The sequence below is a fragment of the Streptomyces sp. ADMS genome, assembly GCF_033441795.1.
Classification (GTDB): domain Bacteria; phylum Actinomycetota; class Actinomycetes; order Streptomycetales; family Streptomycetaceae; genus Streptomyces.
Genome location: NZ_JAVFVX010000014.1, coordinates 67,340 through 82,679, shown reverse-complemented (window position 1 = coordinate 82,679; position 15,340 = coordinate 67,340). Strand labels below are relative to the sequence as shown.

13 protein-coding genes are annotated in these 15,340 nt (G+C 69.1%); 3 read left to right on the top strand and 10 right to left on the bottom strand.

Annotation, left to right across the window (positions count from 1 at the left end; genetic code table 11):
* Positions 1 to 152: 152 nt before the first annotated feature.
* From RB628_RS09390 to RB628_RS09380, 3 genes are all read right to left on the bottom strand, one after another.
* A complete protein-coding gene (locus RB628_RS09390; protein ID WP_318319857.1) occupies positions 153 to 794 on the bottom strand; it encodes a hypothetical protein in 642 nt (213 codons plus the stop codon).
* A gap of 68 nt (positions 795 to 862) precedes the next feature.
* Entirely contained in the window at positions 863 to 1,564 is a 702-nt protein-coding gene (locus RB628_RS09385; protein ID WP_318319856.1) for a ribonuclease HII, read from the bottom strand.
* A gap of 66 nt (positions 1,565 to 1,630) precedes the next feature.
* On the bottom strand, positions 1,631 to 2,248 hold the full coding sequence (locus RB628_RS09380; RefSeq protein ID WP_318319855.1) for a TetR/AcrR family transcriptional regulator: 618 nt from the start codon (positions 2,246 to 2,248) through the stop codon (positions 1,631 to 1,633).
* A gap of 223 nt (positions 2,249 to 2,471) precedes the next feature.
* On the opposite strand from RB628_RS09380, the gene RB628_RS09375 reads away from it, so the two are divergent.
* Positions 2,472 to 4,028 (top strand): MFS transporter, encoded by a 1,557-nt coding sequence (locus tag RB628_RS09375; RefSeq protein WP_318319854.1) that lies wholly within the window; start codon positions 2,472 to 2,474, stop codon positions 4,026 to 4,028.
* A gap of 264 nt (positions 4,029 to 4,292) precedes the next feature.
* Here the strand turns inward: RB628_RS09375 and RB628_RS09370 are convergent, their stop codons facing one another.
* The 3 genes from RB628_RS09370 to RB628_RS09360 all read right to left on the bottom strand — a co-directional run bounded on the left by RB628_RS09370 (position 4,293) and on the right by RB628_RS09360 (position 6,579).
* Positions 4,293 to 5,198, bottom strand: coding sequence for an ADP-ribosylglycohydrolase family protein (locus RB628_RS09370; protein ID WP_318319853.1), 906 nt, complete (start codon positions 5,196 to 5,198; stop codon positions 4,293 to 4,295).
* Between the two features lie 12 nt (positions 5,199 to 5,210).
* Complete coding sequence (locus RB628_RS09365) at positions 5,211 to 5,870, bottom strand: histidine phosphatase family protein (protein ID WP_318319852.1); 660 nt, start codon at positions 5,868 to 5,870, stop codon at positions 5,211 to 5,213.
* Between the two features lie 103 nt (positions 5,871 to 5,973).
* Positions 5,974 to 6,579: a YdbC family protein gene (locus RB628_RS09360; protein ID WP_318319851.1), complete on the bottom strand. Its 606-nt coding sequence runs from the start codon at positions 6,577 to 6,579 to the stop codon at positions 5,974 to 5,976.
* 154 nt (positions 6,580 to 6,733) lie between these two features.
* Here RB628_RS09360 and RB628_RS09355 point away from each other — a divergent pair, with 154 nt between their 5' ends.
* Positions 6,734 to 7,267 carry a TerD family protein gene (locus RB628_RS09355; protein WP_318319850.1) on the top strand — a complete coding sequence of 178 codons (534 nt, stop codon included), beginning with the start codon at positions 6,734 to 6,736 and terminating at the stop codon, positions 7,265 to 7,267.
* A 301-nt stretch (positions 7,268 to 7,568) separates the two neighbouring features.
* On the opposite strand, the gene RB628_RS09350 is transcribed toward RB628_RS09355, so the two are convergent.
* The 3 genes from RB628_RS09350 to nrdR form a co-directional block, all read right to left on the bottom strand.
* On the bottom strand, positions 7,569 to 8,075 hold the full coding sequence (locus tag RB628_RS09350; RefSeq protein WP_318319849.1) for a DUF2785 domain-containing protein: 507 nt from the start codon (positions 8,073 to 8,075) through the stop codon (positions 7,569 to 7,571).
* Positions 8,076 to 8,174: 99 nt separating this feature from the next.
* Positions 8,175 to 11,072, bottom strand: a complete 2,898-nt coding sequence (locus tag RB628_RS09345) for a vitamin B12-dependent ribonucleotide reductase (protein WP_318319848.1) — start codon at positions 11,070 to 11,072, stop codon at positions 8,175 to 8,177.
* Positions 11,073 to 11,235: 163 nt separating this feature from the next.
* Positions 11,236 to 11,787: a transcriptional regulator NrdR gene (nrdR, locus tag RB628_RS09340; protein WP_318319847.1), complete on the bottom strand. Its 552-nt coding sequence runs from the start codon at positions 11,785 to 11,787 to the stop codon at positions 11,236 to 11,238.
* Between the two features lie 543 nt (positions 11,788 to 12,330).
* Here nrdR and lexA point away from each other — a divergent pair.
* Positions 12,331 to 13,107: a transcriptional repressor LexA gene (gene lexA / locus RB628_RS09335; RefSeq protein ID WP_318319846.1), complete on the top strand. Its 777-nt coding sequence runs from the start codon at positions 12,331 to 12,333 to the stop codon at positions 13,105 to 13,107.
* Positions 13,108 to 13,261: 154 nt separating this feature from the next.
* On the opposite strand, the gene RB628_RS09330 is transcribed toward lexA, so the two are convergent.
* The gene (locus tag RB628_RS09330; protein WP_318319845.1) at positions 13,262 to 15,277 is read right to left on the bottom strand and encodes an ATP-dependent DNA helicase; all 2,016 of its coding nucleotides are present in this window, start codon (positions 15,275 to 15,277) and stop codon (positions 13,262 to 13,264) included.
* Between the last annotated feature and the right edge of the window lie 63 nt (positions 15,278 to 15,340).

Below are 15,340 nucleotides of genomic sequence, written 5' to 3'. Positions count from 1 at the left end.
CCAGTGCATGACCGCTCTGACACGTCAGGGCACGTCGAATCCCCGCCGTACATGTATCGCTTCCGCGGCCCTCCGCGAGCCGGTCCGATGTCGCTGGACCGGTTGTCCCCAGAACCGGTCCCGGGGTGTCCCCCGGGCGAACCGGAACCGGCTCAGACCCCCGCGCCCAGCACCGAGTTGATCTGCTGCGGGTCGCCGCAGACGATCAGCAGGGCACCGGCTCGGGCGAGAGCCACGGGAAGGGCTGCGGCAGCCGTCGCGTCAGCACCGCCGTTGACGGCGACGACGACCACGGGACGGGTACCGGCACGACTCACAGCGGCGGCGTCGGCGTAGAAGACGTCGTCACCCGCGTCGTGCTGCGCCCAGTACGGGGCCTCGCCGAAGGACAGCTCGTGTGCGGCCCACGGGTGCGGCTCGCCGGTGGTGATCACCAGCACCTCACTGGGGGCCCGACCCGACTCCAGGAGCAGGTCGACGGCTTCCTCGGCAGCGTCCAGCGCACCCTCGGCCGAGGCCGGGATCAGCTGGATCTGCGGGGCCGCCGAAGCCGCGGAGGCAGGGGCAGAAGGGGTGGAAGGGACAGGGGCGGCCGGAGCCGCGGGCGCGTCGTGCGGTGCGCGCTGGGCCGGCGCGGTGGGCCGGAACGGACCCGGACGGCCGGGACGCGGCGAGGCCGCGGGGCGCGGGCCGGGTACGGGACGGGGGGTCGGCGCGCTGTGGCCACTGGCCGGAGCGACGCGGGGACCCTGGGCACTCTCGTGAATCTGAGGCTCCTCGGGAATGAGAGGCATGACCTGATATTTATCAAACGCCGGTGCGACTCGCATCGGCGGGTGGCACATGGGTGCGAACGGAATCGTCAGAAGTCGAAGCCGAGCTGGCCCTCGATCCCCGGAACGTTCCCGTTCGCCCAACTGCGGGCCTTCTTGAGGTGCCGCCACTGGGGCAGCGCATCAAGATACGCCCACGACAGCCGGTGGTACGGGGTGGGACCCCGCTCCTCCAGCGCGGCCTTGTGCACGGGCGACGGATACCCGGCATTGGCCGCAAAACCGAAGTCTGCATGGTCGATACCCAGTTCGGCCATCATTTTGTCGCGGTGAACCTTGGCGATCACGGACGCCGCCGCAACCGCCACGCACGACTGGTCTCCCTTGATCACCGTACGGACCTGCCACGGCGATCCCAGGTAGTCGTGCTTCCCATCGAGGATGACCGCGTCGGGGCGGACTGGCAATGCCTCCAGAGCGCGCTCCGCGGCGAGCCGCAGCGCTGCCGTCATCCCCAGGTCGTCGATCTCCTCCGGAGAGGCGTGCCCCAGTGCGTAGGACGTGACCCAGTTCCGCAGCACTTCCGCGAGTTGGGTACGCCGCTTGACTGCGAGCAGTTTGGAGTCGGTGAGTCCCTCGGGGGGCCGACGGAGACCGGTGACCGCCGCGCAGACGGTGACGGGGCCGGCCCACGCACCCCGCCCCACTTCGTCGACGCCGGCGATGACCTTCGCTCCGGTCGTGGCGCGCAGGGAGCGCTCGACGGTGTGGGTAGGTGCTTCGTACGGCATGGCGCTCTTAGCCTACGCCGCCCGGAACCCCACGCGACACCCCGGTTCCTCCAAGCGACTTGGGGGTCACCGAGCCCGCAACAGCGGGACCATCAACTGGTCGATCATCTCCTCGATGTCACGCTCCCTCCATTCGCTCGCGCACATCTTCGAGCGGTACATCATCATCGCCGGAATGGCATCGAAAACGTAGCTGTTGGCAGCGTCGGAACGAGTCTCCCCCCGCTCGATTCCACGGTCGACGATCTCCCGGAGGAGCCTCACCGTCGGCTCGACGACCCGTCCGAAGATCACGCCCTGGAAGCGTTCCGCCTGCGGGTTGTCGCATTCGTGAATGACCGAGCGCAGCGCGGATCCGGGACGCGAGAACATCGCCTCACGCACCTGCCGGCACAGTTCGAGAAGGTCGCCCCGCACGCTCCCGAGGTCGGGCGCCCGGTCGAAGCTCGGCAGTCCGGCCTGGAGCGCGTCCGCGACGAGGTCCTCCTTGGAGGGCCACCGTCTGTAGACCGCGGCCTTGCCGGTCTGGGCGCCGGCGGCGACACCTTCCATCGTCAGGCCGTTCCAGCCCACCGTGCTGAGCTGCTCCAGCGCGGCATCGAGGATCGCGCGTTCGAGCACGGCGCCGCGCCGGCGGGGGGAGGCCGTCCGAGCGGGGGCGGCCGTCCAGCGCGAGGTAACCATTCGAGTGTCTCCAGCGGCAAGGGGGAGCGGGCGGTGCGGGGATTATGAGGATTGTCGGCATTAGGGGGATCGCCGACGGGGTGAATCGCAGAGGCTACCGGGCAGCCGGAGTGCGACGCGGCGGCGACTTCAGTGAACGCTTGCGTTCACTGTCGGGAGCTCACTACCGTTTGACGCGACAGTGAACGCGAGCGTTCACTAGCGCTCTCATGGGGGACCCATAGTGACTACCTCTTCAATGACGAAGGACCAGAAACCAGGTGCTGCCCGCCGGGAGGGGCATCCCGGCATAGCGCTCACCGTCATCGCGGCCTGCCAACTCATGGTGGTACTCGACGCGACGATTGTGAACATCGCACTGCCGCACATTCAAGACGCCCTCAAGTTCAGCACCACCGACCTCACCTGGGTGGTCAGCGCCTACACGCTCACCTTCGGCGGTCTGCTCCTGCTCGGCGGCCGGGCCGGCGACATCCTCGGTCGCCGCCGGGTCTTCCTGACCGGCATCCTGCTGTTCATCGCCGCCTCCCTGCTCGGCGGACTCGCCCAGGAGCCCTGGCAGTTGCTGGCCGCGCGGGCCCTCCAGGGCGTGGGCGGCGCGATCGCCTCCCCCACCTCGCTGGCGCTCATCACCACCACGTTCGCCGAAGGCCCGGAGCGGAACAGGGCGTTCGGGGTCTTCGCCGCCGTCTCGGCCGGCGGCGGCGCCGTCGGCCTGCTCGCCGGCGGCATGCTGACGGAGTGGCTCGACTGGCGCTGGGTGCTCTTCGTCAACGTACCGATCGGTCTCCTGATCGCCGTGCTCACGCCGATGTACATCGGCGAGTCCGAACGGCACCCGGGCCGATTCGACATCATGGGCGCGCTCACCTCGACACTGGGCATGGCGGCCCTCGTCTACGGCTTCATCCGCGCGGCGGAGGAGGGCTGGCGGGACAGCCTGACCCTCGCGTCCTTCGGCACGGCGGTGATCCTGCTGGCCGCCTTCGTCTTTGTGGAGATGCGCGCCAAGGAGCCGATCACCCCGCTGAGGATGTTCGCCGACCGCAACCGCTCGGGCACGTACGTGATCATGCTGAGCCTGGCCGCGGCGATGTTCGGCATGTTCTTCTTCATCGTCCTCTTCGTGCAGAACGTCCTGCTGTACACGCCGATCGAGGCGGGCCTCGCCTTCCTGCCGGTGACCTTCGCGATCGCCATCGGCGCGGGCCTGTCGCAGCGGTTCCTGCCTGTCCTGGGGCCCAAACCGTTCATGGTGGTCGGGGCGGCCCTGGCCACGTTCGGCCTCATCTGGCAGGCCTTCATCACCCCCGACAGCTCGTACATCGGCGGCGTGCTCGGCCCGATGCTGGTGTTCGGCTTCGGTATGGGCCTGAACTTCGTGACGCTGACCCTGACAGCCGTCTCCGGGGTCGCCGCGCACGAGGCGGGCGCCGCTTCCGGGCTGCTCAACGTCACGCAGCAGGTGGGAGGTTCGCTCGGCCTCTCCATCCTGACGACGGTGTTCGGCTCGGCCAGCCGCGACGAGGCCGCGAAGCAGGTGCCCAAGTTCCTCGCCGAGGCGTCGGTGGAACAGAAAACGGAGTTCGCCAGGACCCAGCAGCTTCCGGCTCCCTGGAGCCACGAGGTACTCGCCCACGGCATCTCCACGGCCTTCGTCCCGGCCGCCGCGATGGCCGTCCTGGCCCTCGCCACCGCCTGGTTCGTGATCCGCGTCCGCAGGAGCGACCTGGACGCCCTGGCGGGCACGGCGAGCACCGCGGGCCCGGCCGGGGCCTGATCTCCCGCCTGCGGGCCCACAGGCCCTGCTGGCGGGGTCGCGTCCGACGGCGGCAGCCGTACGCCGCTCCGGGCGCCCGGAGCGGCGTACGGCACTGCTGTGCGCGGCAGGGGGTTCGCTCGTTCGGGCGCCGTCCCGCGCCCTGGTGCCGCTCCGGCAGCCACGTCAACAGCCGGCGCACGGCTGCGCGGCACCTCACCGGGGCCGCACCCTCGCACAAGGCAGGGCTCTCAGCCCGCCCGCGCCAGGAACCGCACGGCAGGGCTACAACCCCGTCGGGACCCACTCCGGCAGCGTTTCCGTCCGCTCCAGCCACGCCGACGGCGGCGTCCCCGCTCTCCCCGCGGCGAGTACGCCGCCCACGATGGCGCAGTTCGTGTCCACGTCGCCGCCTGCCTGGGCCGTCACCCAGAAGGCTTCTTCGTAGTCACCCAGGGCGCGCGCGGCGGACCAGAGCGCGAACGGCACGGTGTCGTGCGCCGACGTACGCCGGCCACAGCCCAGTACGGCCGCGACCGTGCCCGCGTCGGCGTAGTCGAGCATGTCCCGGGCGCGCCTCAGCCCGGCGGCGACGGCGCTACTCGGGACGAGCGCGATGACACCGTCGAGGAGTGCGCCGGGGGTCGACGGGCCGCCCGGAGCGGCGACCAGCGCGGCGGCCGCGGCGACGGCCATGGCGCCGACCACGGCCTCACGGTGCTGGTGCGTGGGGTAGGCCGAGATCTCCGCCTGGTGGGTGGCCTGCTCCGGGTCGTCCGCGTACCAGGCGCCAAGGGGAGCGATGCGCATGGCCGCGCCGTTGCCCCAGGAACCCTGTCCGTTGAACAGAGCGGACGCCAGCTCCCGCCAGTCGCCGCCCTCCCGGACCAGCCTCAGGAGCCGGTTCACCGCAGGGCCGTACCCGCGGTCGAAGTCGTGGTGCTGCGCGAAGGAACGGGCCAGCGCGTCCTGGTCGATGCGGTGGTGCGCGGCCAGCACGGCCACCACGGAGCACGCCATCTCCGTGTCGTCCGTCCACTGCCAGGGGCCGGGCGGCAGCTCCCGGAGCTTCAGCAGCGGGTGATTGGCGGGCACGAAGAACTGCGAGCCCAGCGCGTCCCCCACCGCGAGCCCACGCAGGCTGGTCAGGGCGCGCCCCAAGCGCTCACGGGGAGAGGAAACAGTCGTCATCGCCGTGCCACCCTATCCGGTGATTCCATACGATTCCGGATCACGCCAGCGCTCGAACGGCCGGTCAAGGGTGTACCTGCCGTCACTCCCGAGAACGAGCATCCGCATCTCGGCGTTCCCCGGATTCGACAGCGACTCGAACTCCGCGACCGTCCAGTGGAACCAGCGCATGCAGAAGAGCCGCATGGCCAGTCCGTGGGTCACCAGCAGCACGTTGGGCGGATGGTCGGGGGCCTCGAAGCTGCGGTAGAGACTTTCCAGGAAGCCGCCGACCCTGTCGTACACGTCGGCGCCGGACTCCCCCTGGGCGAAGCGGTAGAAGAAGTGCCCGTACGCGTCCCGGTACGCCTTCTGCAGCCGTACGTCGTCCCGGTCCTGCCAGTTGCCCCAGTCCTGCTCGCGCAGCCGGGGCTCCTCGCGTACGCGTATGCGGTCGGCGTTCAGGCGGAACGCGCGCAGGGTCTCGTGCGTACGACGGTATGGGGAGACGTACACACTGACCTGCTCCTGCCCGAACACCTCGCGCAGCCGCTTGCCCGTCTCCTCCGCCTGCCGCCGGCCGCGTTCGGTGAGGGCGAGAGCGTGGTCGGGCTCGCGTTCGTAGACGGTGTCATCGGCATTGCCCATTGACTCGCCGTGCCGGACAAGGACGATGCGCCGTGGTCTTACCATGCCAAAACCCTAGATCGGGTCGGCGCCGGGCGGACACTCACAGGGCTGTTATACGGCGTATGTCACACAAGTCGTGCGCGCTGGAGCACACGGGGCCCGGATCTCAGACTATCCAGCTGGGTTCGAGTTCGACGATGTCACCCGCGAGAGCCGCGACGTCCGCCTCCAGCTGGGCCCGCAGCGCCAGCCGTTCCACGCGCTCGGCCCGGTACTTGCCGTGCTCTGCGGCCGACCGCCACATCGACAGGATCAGGAACTCGTGCCCCGGCGCCTCGCCGAACAGCCCGCGCACCATGCCGGGCGAACCCGCCATCGCGGGGTTCCAGACCTTCTCCTGCATCAGCGCGAAGTGCTCCGCGCGCTCCTTGTGCACACGGCAGTGCGCCACCCGCACCAGGTCGGAGTCCGTGAAGCGCGGCTCGAAGCCGGTCTTCACGTCGAAACGGTGGTCGAAGAGCTTGACCTGCTGGTCCTTGAAGGTGCCCGACTGGGCGGTGGCGAGCCGGTCATGGGACCGGGCCATGAAGGAGTCGTAGAAGGCGCGGCTCTCCCAGAAGGCGAAGACGTGCGCCACACCGGGACGCCCCCGGCTCCAGCCCCCGCCCTGCCCCCGGAATCCCGGCTCACCCAGAAGTCCCGCCCACTTTCGCTGCCCCCGTTCGAAACCGCGGCGGTCCACCACGGTGCAGCGAATCCACTTGACCAGCACCGCGCCATCGTAAGGCCCCGGAGCGTGGCGCCGGTCACGCTCGGGCGGAGTGCGACCGCGCGAGCGCCCCCGCTCGCGTGGCACGATGGACAACCAGCTGTGATGTACCGGCAGTTGAAGCGACAACTTCCGGGGAACGGGGAAGGGGAACTCTGTGAAGGCCCTCAACAAGGGGATCCGCAAGGCCGAAATCTCACTGAAGTGGGATCCCAGTCCGGCGGGGCAGCCACCCACCGATCTCGACATCGTCGCCGCGACCTACCCGGCGACCGATCCGTACGGCGATCCCGCCTATGTGGTGCACTTCGACAGCCGTGCCCCGGACGGCACGATCACGCTCAACCGGGACAGCAAGGACGGCCAGGGCTTCGGCTGGGACGAGGTCATGACACTGGAGTTCGACCGCCTGGCCGCCCAGTACGCGCGCGTGGTGGTCGGCGTCATCATCCAGCAGCGCTCCACGCATCGGACGTTCGTCAGCGTCCCCAAGCCCGGCCTGCGCATTCGGGAGGGCTACACCGTCCTGGCCGAGGACGACTTCGGCGGCGTTCTGGCGTCGACGGCGGCCACGGTCGCGGAGTTCGTCCGCGGCGAGGCCGGGTCGTGGGACTTCCACTCCGGCGTCCAGGGCTTCGAGGACGACCCTTCGACGTTCACCAGGGCGATGGGCCGCATCCGTCAGGCCTGACCCAGCCCGAAGGGGAGAGCAGACAGGGAGTGACGACGGCGAGGGTGGCGGCCAGAGCATCGAGTACGGCCTGCCGATGGGTGACCGTGCTCGGCGGGCCGTCCCCTCCAGGCGCGAGCAGTCCGCGGTTAACCAGCAGGTAGAGCACGCGCAGCGTGCGCATGGTGTTGAGGCCCACGGGGGAACCGGCCACGGCTCCCCCGTCCGGAACGCCGCCGAGACAGCCTCCAGCCATCCCACCGAATCGGCGACACCGAGACCGGGCCGGCACAGAACCTGGGTCAGCGCACGAGCGATCCGGTCATCCTCCTGGGCGTCGAAGACATGCCCGGTGTCGGCCAACCCGCGCGACGGCCAGTTCGATCAACGGTTCGGGGTCCTGCTGGGGGCGCCGCGCGAGAGCCGCCAGCAGATCAGCGCCGTGCGCGGCGGCGTGCACCCAGCCGAGCACAGGGTCGTACCCGCGCAGATCGGTCTCGCCGGGATACCACCCGGCGAAGGCCTCCCACCACTCCCGCCGCCAGTCCCCCGCGTCGACGATCCGGGCGAGGGCAAGGGCAAGGGGAGCGAACGCACGCGCCTGAACGCCGGGATCGTCGAACAGCCCAGCCGTACGGTCCCCGACCCACCGACGCTCCGCCGCGTCGAGGCCGGGTATCCAGCGGACGGCCGTGACATAGCTCCCGCTCGTCGCGCACGGCGGGGTCCGGGAACGAAGATCCACGACCAGCGCGTCGAGCGCGGCGGCCCGAGCAGCCCCCGGGAGTTCGCTGATGTCAGCGTCGTGACGCTGCAACCTGTCGTCCATGGACGGAGGTTACGTGGCCACGGCAGGACGGAGGAGGGGCGCCGGCACATGGCCGGCGCCCCTCCTCCTCACTCACTGGTCAGGGACTGCCCGCCGAGGTCAGCTGCAACCGCTGGTCGACCCGCATCCCTCGCAGATATAGCAGGACCCGGCCCGCTGCATCTTCGTACCGCAGGAGAAGCACAGCGGGGCGTCCGCGTGGATGCCCAGCTGCATCTCCACCAGTTCGGCACTGGTGTGGACCTGCTGCAGCGCGGGCTCCGGCGTCTCCGTGGCGACGGCCTTCGGGGCTGCGACGGCCTTCAGCTCCTGGGTGCGGGGCGCCGACTGGGCCAGCCCCTCGATGTCGACCTCTTCCTCGGTCGGCTCGTAGGAGCCGGTCTCCAGGTGACGCTGACGCTCGTCGGCGGAGTGGATGCCGAGGGCGGAACGCGTCTCGAAGGGGAGGAAGTCCAACGCCAGACGGCGGAAGATGTAGTCGACGATCGACTGGGCCATACGGACATCGGGGTCGTCCGTCATCCCGGCCGGCTCGAAGCGCATGTTCGTGAACTTCGATACGTACGTCTCCAGCGGCACGCCGTACTGCAGGCCCACCGAGATGGCGATCGAGAAGGCGTCCATCATGCCCGCGAGGGTGGACCCCTGCTTGGACATCTTCAGGAAGACCTCGCCGAGGCCGTCGTCCGGGTAGGAGTTGGCGGTCATGTAGCCCTCGGCGCCGCCGACCGTGAAGGACGTGGTGATGCCGGGGCGGCCCTTGGGGAGGCGCTTGCGGACCGGGCGGTACTCGACGACCTTCTCGACGGCCTCACGGATCGTCGCCTCGGTCTTCACGGTCACCGCGGTCTTCTCGTCGTCCTTCTTCTTGACGGAGAGCGGCTGGCCGACCTTGCAGTTGTCGCGGTAGATCGCGAGTGCCTTGACGCCCATCTTCCAGGCCTCGAAGTAGATCTCCTCGACCTCCTCGACGGTCGCCGTCTCCGGCATGTTGACCGTCTTGGACAGTGCGCCGGAGATCCAGGGCTGGATCGCGGCCATCATGCGGACGTGGCCCATCGCGGAGATGGTCCGCTCGCCCATGGCGCAGTCGAACACCTCGTAGTGCTCGTGCTTGAGGCTCGGGGCGTCGATCACATGGCCGTGCTCGGCGATGTGGGCGACGATCGCCTCGATCTGCTCCTCCTGGTAACCCAGGCGGCGCAGGGCCTGCGGGACCGTGCCGTTGACGATCTGCATCGAGCCGCCGCCGACGAGCTTCTTGAACTTGACCAGGGCGAGGTCGGGCTCAAGACCCGTGGTGTCGCAGGACATCGCGAGACCGATGGTGCCGGTCGGGGCGATGACGGACGCCTGCGCGTTGCGGAAGCCGTTCTTCTCGCCGATGCGGACGACGTCCTGCCAGGCCTCCGTGGCGGCGGCCCAGATCGGGGTGTCCAGGTCGTCGATACGGACGGCCTTGTCGTTCTCGTCGGCGTGCTGCTTCATGACCCGCAGGTGCGGCTGCGCGTTGCGGGCGTAGCCGTCGTACGGGCCGACGACCGCGGCCAGTTCGGCGGAGCGGCGGTACGACGTGCCGGTCATCAGAGAGGTGATGGCTCCGGCCAGGGCGCGGCCGCCCACGGAGTCGTACGCGTGCCCGGTCGCCATCAACAGCGCGCCGAGGTTGGCGTAGCCGATGCCGAGCTGACGGAACGCGCGCGTGTTCTCGCCGATCTTCTGGGTCGGGAAGTCGGCGAAGCAGATGGAGATGTCCATCGCGGTGATGACGAGTTCCACGACCTTCGCGAAGCGGTCGATCTCGAAGGACTGGCGGCCCTTGCCGTCGTCCTTCAGGAACTTCATCAGGTTCAGCGAGGCGAGGTTGCAGGACGTGTTGTCCAGGTGCATGTACTCGCTGCACGGGTTCGATCCGTTGATACGCCCGGACTCCGGGCACGTGTGCCAGCGGTTGATCGTGTCGTCGTACTGGATGCCCGGGTCGGCGCAGGCCCAGGCCGCCTCGGCCATCTTGCGGAAGAGCGTCTTGGCGTCGACCTCCTCGATGACCTCACCGGTCATCCGGGAGGTGAGCCCGAACTTGCCGCCCGTCTCGACCGCCTTCATGAACGTGTCGTTCACACGGACCGAGTTGTTGGCGTTCTGGTACTGGACGGACGTGATGTCGTCGCCGCCCAGGTCCATGTCGAAGCCCGCGTCCCGCAGGGCGCGGATCTTCTCCTCTTCCTTCACCTTGGTCTCGATGAAGTTTTCGATGTCGGGGTGGTCGACGTCGAGGATGACCATCTTGGCCGCGCGGCGGGTGGCGCCGCCCGACTTGATCGTTCCGGCCGAGGCGTCGGCGCCGCGCATGAAGGAGACCGGGCCGGAGGCGTTGCCGCCGGAGGAGAGCAGTTCCTTGGAGGAGCGGATCCGGGAGAGGTTCAGGCCGGCGCCGGAGCCGCCCTTGAAGATCATGCCCTCTTCCTTGTACCAGTCGAGGATCGACTCCATGGAGTCGTCGACGGACAGGATGAAGCAGGCCGAGACCTGCTGGGGCTGCGGGGTCCCGACGTTGAACCAGACGGGACTGTTGAAGCTGAAGATCTGGTGCAGGAGGGCGTACGCCAGCTCGTGCTCGAAGATCTCGGCGTCGGCCGGGGAGGCGAAGTACTTGTAGTCCTCACCGGCCTTCGTGTACGTCTTCACGATGCGGTCGATGAGCTGCCTGAGGCTCACCTCGCGCTGCGGGGTGCCCACAGCACCGCGGAAGTACTTGCTGGTGACGATGTTGACCGCGTTCACCGACCAGAAGTCGGGGAACTCGACGCCACGCTGCTCGAAGTTGACCGAGCCGTCGCGCCAGTTGGTCATGACGACGTCACGGCTCGCCCACTCGACCTCGTCGTACGGGTGCACGCCGGGGGTGGTGTGGATCCGCTCGATGCGCAGGCCCTTGGTCGCCTTCGTCCCCTTGGCGCGGGAACTCCGTGCCGGACCGCTCGCCGTCTCTGTCATGCCGCCTCCCTGTATCGGGCAAAACGCCCAGAAGTGTCACGTTGTTCCCATGACACGGTGTTGTTTCTTGCGCTGCGGGCACCTCTCGATGCCGTCCGCAGCAGGTCTTGGATCGCCGTCACCCCGGCCGGCCCGAACACACTGTCCGGGTCCGGCACGCCGGTCAGTCGGCGGCGTTGGCGGGCACGGGGACCTGAGCAGCCCCTACGGACCCGCGATCGTCTTTCTGGCGCCCCACAGCCGGGTCTTCGTCGTCCACGGCGGGGCGGCGCGGCGCTTCCCTGAGCTCCGCGATGGCGGCCTCGAAGTCGTCCAGCGAGTCGAACGCCCGGTAGACGGACGCGAATCGCAGGTACGCGACGAGGTCGAGTTCCTGCAACGGACCGAGTATGGCCAGCCCCACGTCGTGGGTGGTCAGTTCGGCGCTTCCGGTGGCCCGCACCGCTTCCTCGACCCGCTGGCCGAGTTGGGCGAGTGCGTCCTCTGTGACAGGTCGCCCCTGACATGCCTTGCGCACACCGTTGATGACCTTCGTACGACTGAAAGGCTCGGTAACTCCGGACCGCTTGACCACCATGAGCGAGCACGTCTCGACGGTCGTGAACCGGCGGGAGCAGTCAGGGCACTGGCGGCGCCTGCGGATCGACGTGCCGTCGTCGGTCGTACGACTGTCGACGACGCGGCTGTCGGGGTGCCTGCAGAAGGGGCAGTGCATGTTCTCCAACCCTCCCTCACAGCAGACTCAATAGCCTCGCAAGAGCCCTTGAGCCCCTCGAAGCAGCCCCCAGCATAGGTGATGTCCGAGGGACCGAAGACCCGGGGGACCACAACTTCTGGGCTACTGCCGCAATCCAACCACTAGATGTGGGGATTGGCCCGTACATCCACCGCGTACGCGCGTGTCGCACCGGTATTGGCACGTGCCGTACGGCCACACCGCCACGGCAGCCCGGATTCGGCACGGGCGTACCGCCGGGGAACATGCGGAGATACGGTGAGAACCGCGCGCAGCGGGGGCCGATTCCCGGCTGACGGAGTTCCAGGTGGCAGACTTGAGCACCGGCCCACGAGGTCACCACCCCGGCGGTGAAGGGTACGCCAACGAGCCCTTTTGCCCGCGCGACACGGCGTTAGCCATACACCCAAACGTCCGATCACGGCAGGCCATCCGTAATTTTTCACTCGAACGTGTGTTTGGCGCAACCTTTCGAAAGCAACTACCGTTGTCCTGCACGGGAGACCATCGAGAGGGGCCGACGTGACCACCACCGCAGACAGCGCCACCATCACTGCCCAGGACCGCCAGGGCCGACTCGAGCCGGTGCATGCGATGAACGAAGCCACGAATCCCGAGGGACCCAAGCGGTCCCTCCCTGGGCGACCTCCAGGAATCCGAGCGGACAGCTCGGGACTCACCGACCGGCAACGGCGCGTGATCGAGGTCATCAGGGACTCCGTGCAACGGCGCGGTTACCCGCCGTCGATGCGCGAGATCGGGCAGGCGGTCGGACTCTCCAGTACGTCATCGGTCGCACACCAGCTCATGGCCCTGGAGCGCAAGGGATTCCTGCGGCGCGATCCGCACCGCCCGCGCGCCTATGAGGTACGCGGTTCCGACCAGGGGGCTTCCGCGCAGCCCACGGACACCGCCGGCAAGCCCGCCGCGTCGTACGTGCCACTTGTGGGACGTATCGCCGCCGGCGGACCCATCCTCGCCGAGGAATCGGTTGAGGACGTGTTCCCCCTCCCCCGCCAACTGGTGGGTGACGGAGAGCTCTTCGTCCTGAAGGTCGTCGGCGACTCGATGATCGAGGCCGCGATCTGCGACGGCGACTGGGTCACCGTACGCCGCCAGCCGGTCGCCGAGAACGGCGACATCGTGGCCGCGATGCTGGACGGCGAAGCCACCGTCAAGCGCTTCAAGCGCGAGGACGGCCACGTCTGGCTTCTCCCGCACAACTCCGCGTACCAGCCGATCCCCGGCGACGAGGCGACGATCCTCGGCAAGGTGGTGGCGGTCCTCCGCCGCGTGTGAGAGTTGCGGGAGGCGGGTCGTACGGACCCGCCCCTGACCGGGCCCCGGAACCCCTGCGCCGGTTCCGGGGCCCTGTGTTTGTCCCTGAATCCAGGTATTCGGGTGCGTCACTGTGCGGGCCGCCGACCGAAGTCGGCGGCCCGCACAGTGATGTCTACGCTTCCTCCGCCTGCTCGACCTCTTCCCCGGCAGGCTCGGTCGTCTCCGTCTGCTTCGCCACCGCGTCGATCGCCGCCAGTGATCGACGGACCACACTGCGGTCCGTGGTGTACCAGAAGTCCGGGAGGGACGCCTTCAGGTAGCTTCCGTACCGCGCGGTGGCCAGCCGCTGGTCCAGTACGGCGACCACACCGCGGTCGCCCGTCGCCCGTACCAGACGGCCGGCGCCCTGGGCCATGAGCAGCGCCGCGTGGGTGGCGGCTACGGCCATGAAGCCGTTGCCCCCGGCGTCCTCGACGGCCTTCTGGCGAGCGCTCATCAAAGGGTCGTCAGGGCGTGGGAACGGAATCTTGTCCATGACGACCAGCTGGCAGCTGGCGCCCGGGACGTCGACGCCCTGCCAGAGCGACAGCGTGCCGAACAGACAGGTCTTCGGGTCGGCCGCGAAGTTCTTGATCAACTCGCCGAGCGTCTCCTCGCCCTGGAGGAGGATGGGGAACTCGGGGATGCGGGAACGGAGTTCCTCCGCGGCGAGCTGGGCCGCCCGCATCGAGGAGAACAGGCCGAGCGTGCGCCCGCCCGCCGCCTGGATCAGCTCCGTGAGCTCGTCCAGCATGTCCCCGCGGTCACCGTCGCGCGCGGGGCGCGCCAAGTGTTTCGCGACGTACAGGATGCCCTGCTTCGGGTAGTCGAATGGCGAGCCGACGTCGACGCCCTTCCAGTGCGGGAGATCGTCGCCCGCCGTGCCCTCCGGGGCGAGGCCCAGGGAGGCCCCGACGCCGTTGAAGTCGCCGCCCAGTCTGAGCGTCGCCGAGGTCAGGACGACGGAGCGGTCCGTGAAGAGCTTCTCCCTGAGGAGACCCGACACCGACATGGGGGCCACCCGCAGGGAGGCTCCGAAGCGGTCGTGCCGCTCGTACCAGACGACGTCCCACTCGGAGCCGTTCGAGATCCGCTCCGCGACGTCGTGCACGCTCTCCACCGAGGCCAGCGCCTGCTTGCGAACCGCGTCCTCGTCCTGGACCGACTTGTCGCGAGTCGCACCGATCCCCGAGATCACCGTGCGGGCGGCGTCCCTCAGTGCCATCAGCGCGTAGCCGAGATCCTCCGGGATCTCCTCCAGACGTCCCGGCAGGGCCAGCTCCATCACCCGCTCGAAGCCCTCGGCCGCGGTCTGGAGCTGATCGGCTGCCTTCTCGTTGACGAGCTTCGCCGCACGGCGCACGGCGCGGTTGACCTGGCCCGGAGTGAGCTCGCCCGTGGCCACTCCGGTGACCCGCGAGACCAGTTCGTGCGCCTCGTCGACGATCAGCACCTCGTGCGGCGGGAGGACGGGCGCGCCCTCGATGGCGTCGATCGCGAGCAGCGCGTGGTTCGTGACGATCACTTCCGCCAGTTTGGCGCGCTCGCGGGCCATCTCTGCGAAGCACTCGGCTCCGTACGCACACTTCGAGGCACCCAGGCACTCACGGGAGGAGACAGAGACCTGCGCCCAGGCCCGGTCGGAAACTCCGGGAGTGAGGCCGTCACGGTCACCGGTCTCGGTCTCGTCCGACCATTCACGCAGGCGCAGCAGGTCCTGGCCCAGCTTGCTGGTGGGCGCCGCCGCCTCGAACTGGTCGAAGAGGCCCTCGTCCTCGTCCTGCGGCACACCCTCGTGGAGGCGGTGCAGGCACAGGTAGTTCGATCTCCCCTTGAGCATCGCGAACTCGGGGCGGCGGCGCAGCACCGGGTGCAGTGCGTCGACCGTGCGTGGCAGGTCGCGCTCCACGAGCTGGCGCTGCAGCGCGAGGGTCGCGGTCGCGACAACGACCCGCTCCCCGTGCGCGAGCGCGGGCACGAGGTAGCCGAGCGACTTTCCGGTGCCGGTGCCTGCCTGGACCAGCAGATGGGAACCGTCGTCGATCGCCTCCGCGACGGCTTCGGCCATGGTCACCTGGCCGGGGCGCTCCGTACCGCCGACAGCGGTGACGGCAGCATGCAGGAGTTCGGGGAGTGAGGGCTTCGTCATAGCGCGACCACCCTACGGGGCGGCACTGACAATCGGGTGATCGAGACCGGAGCGCACAGTGGG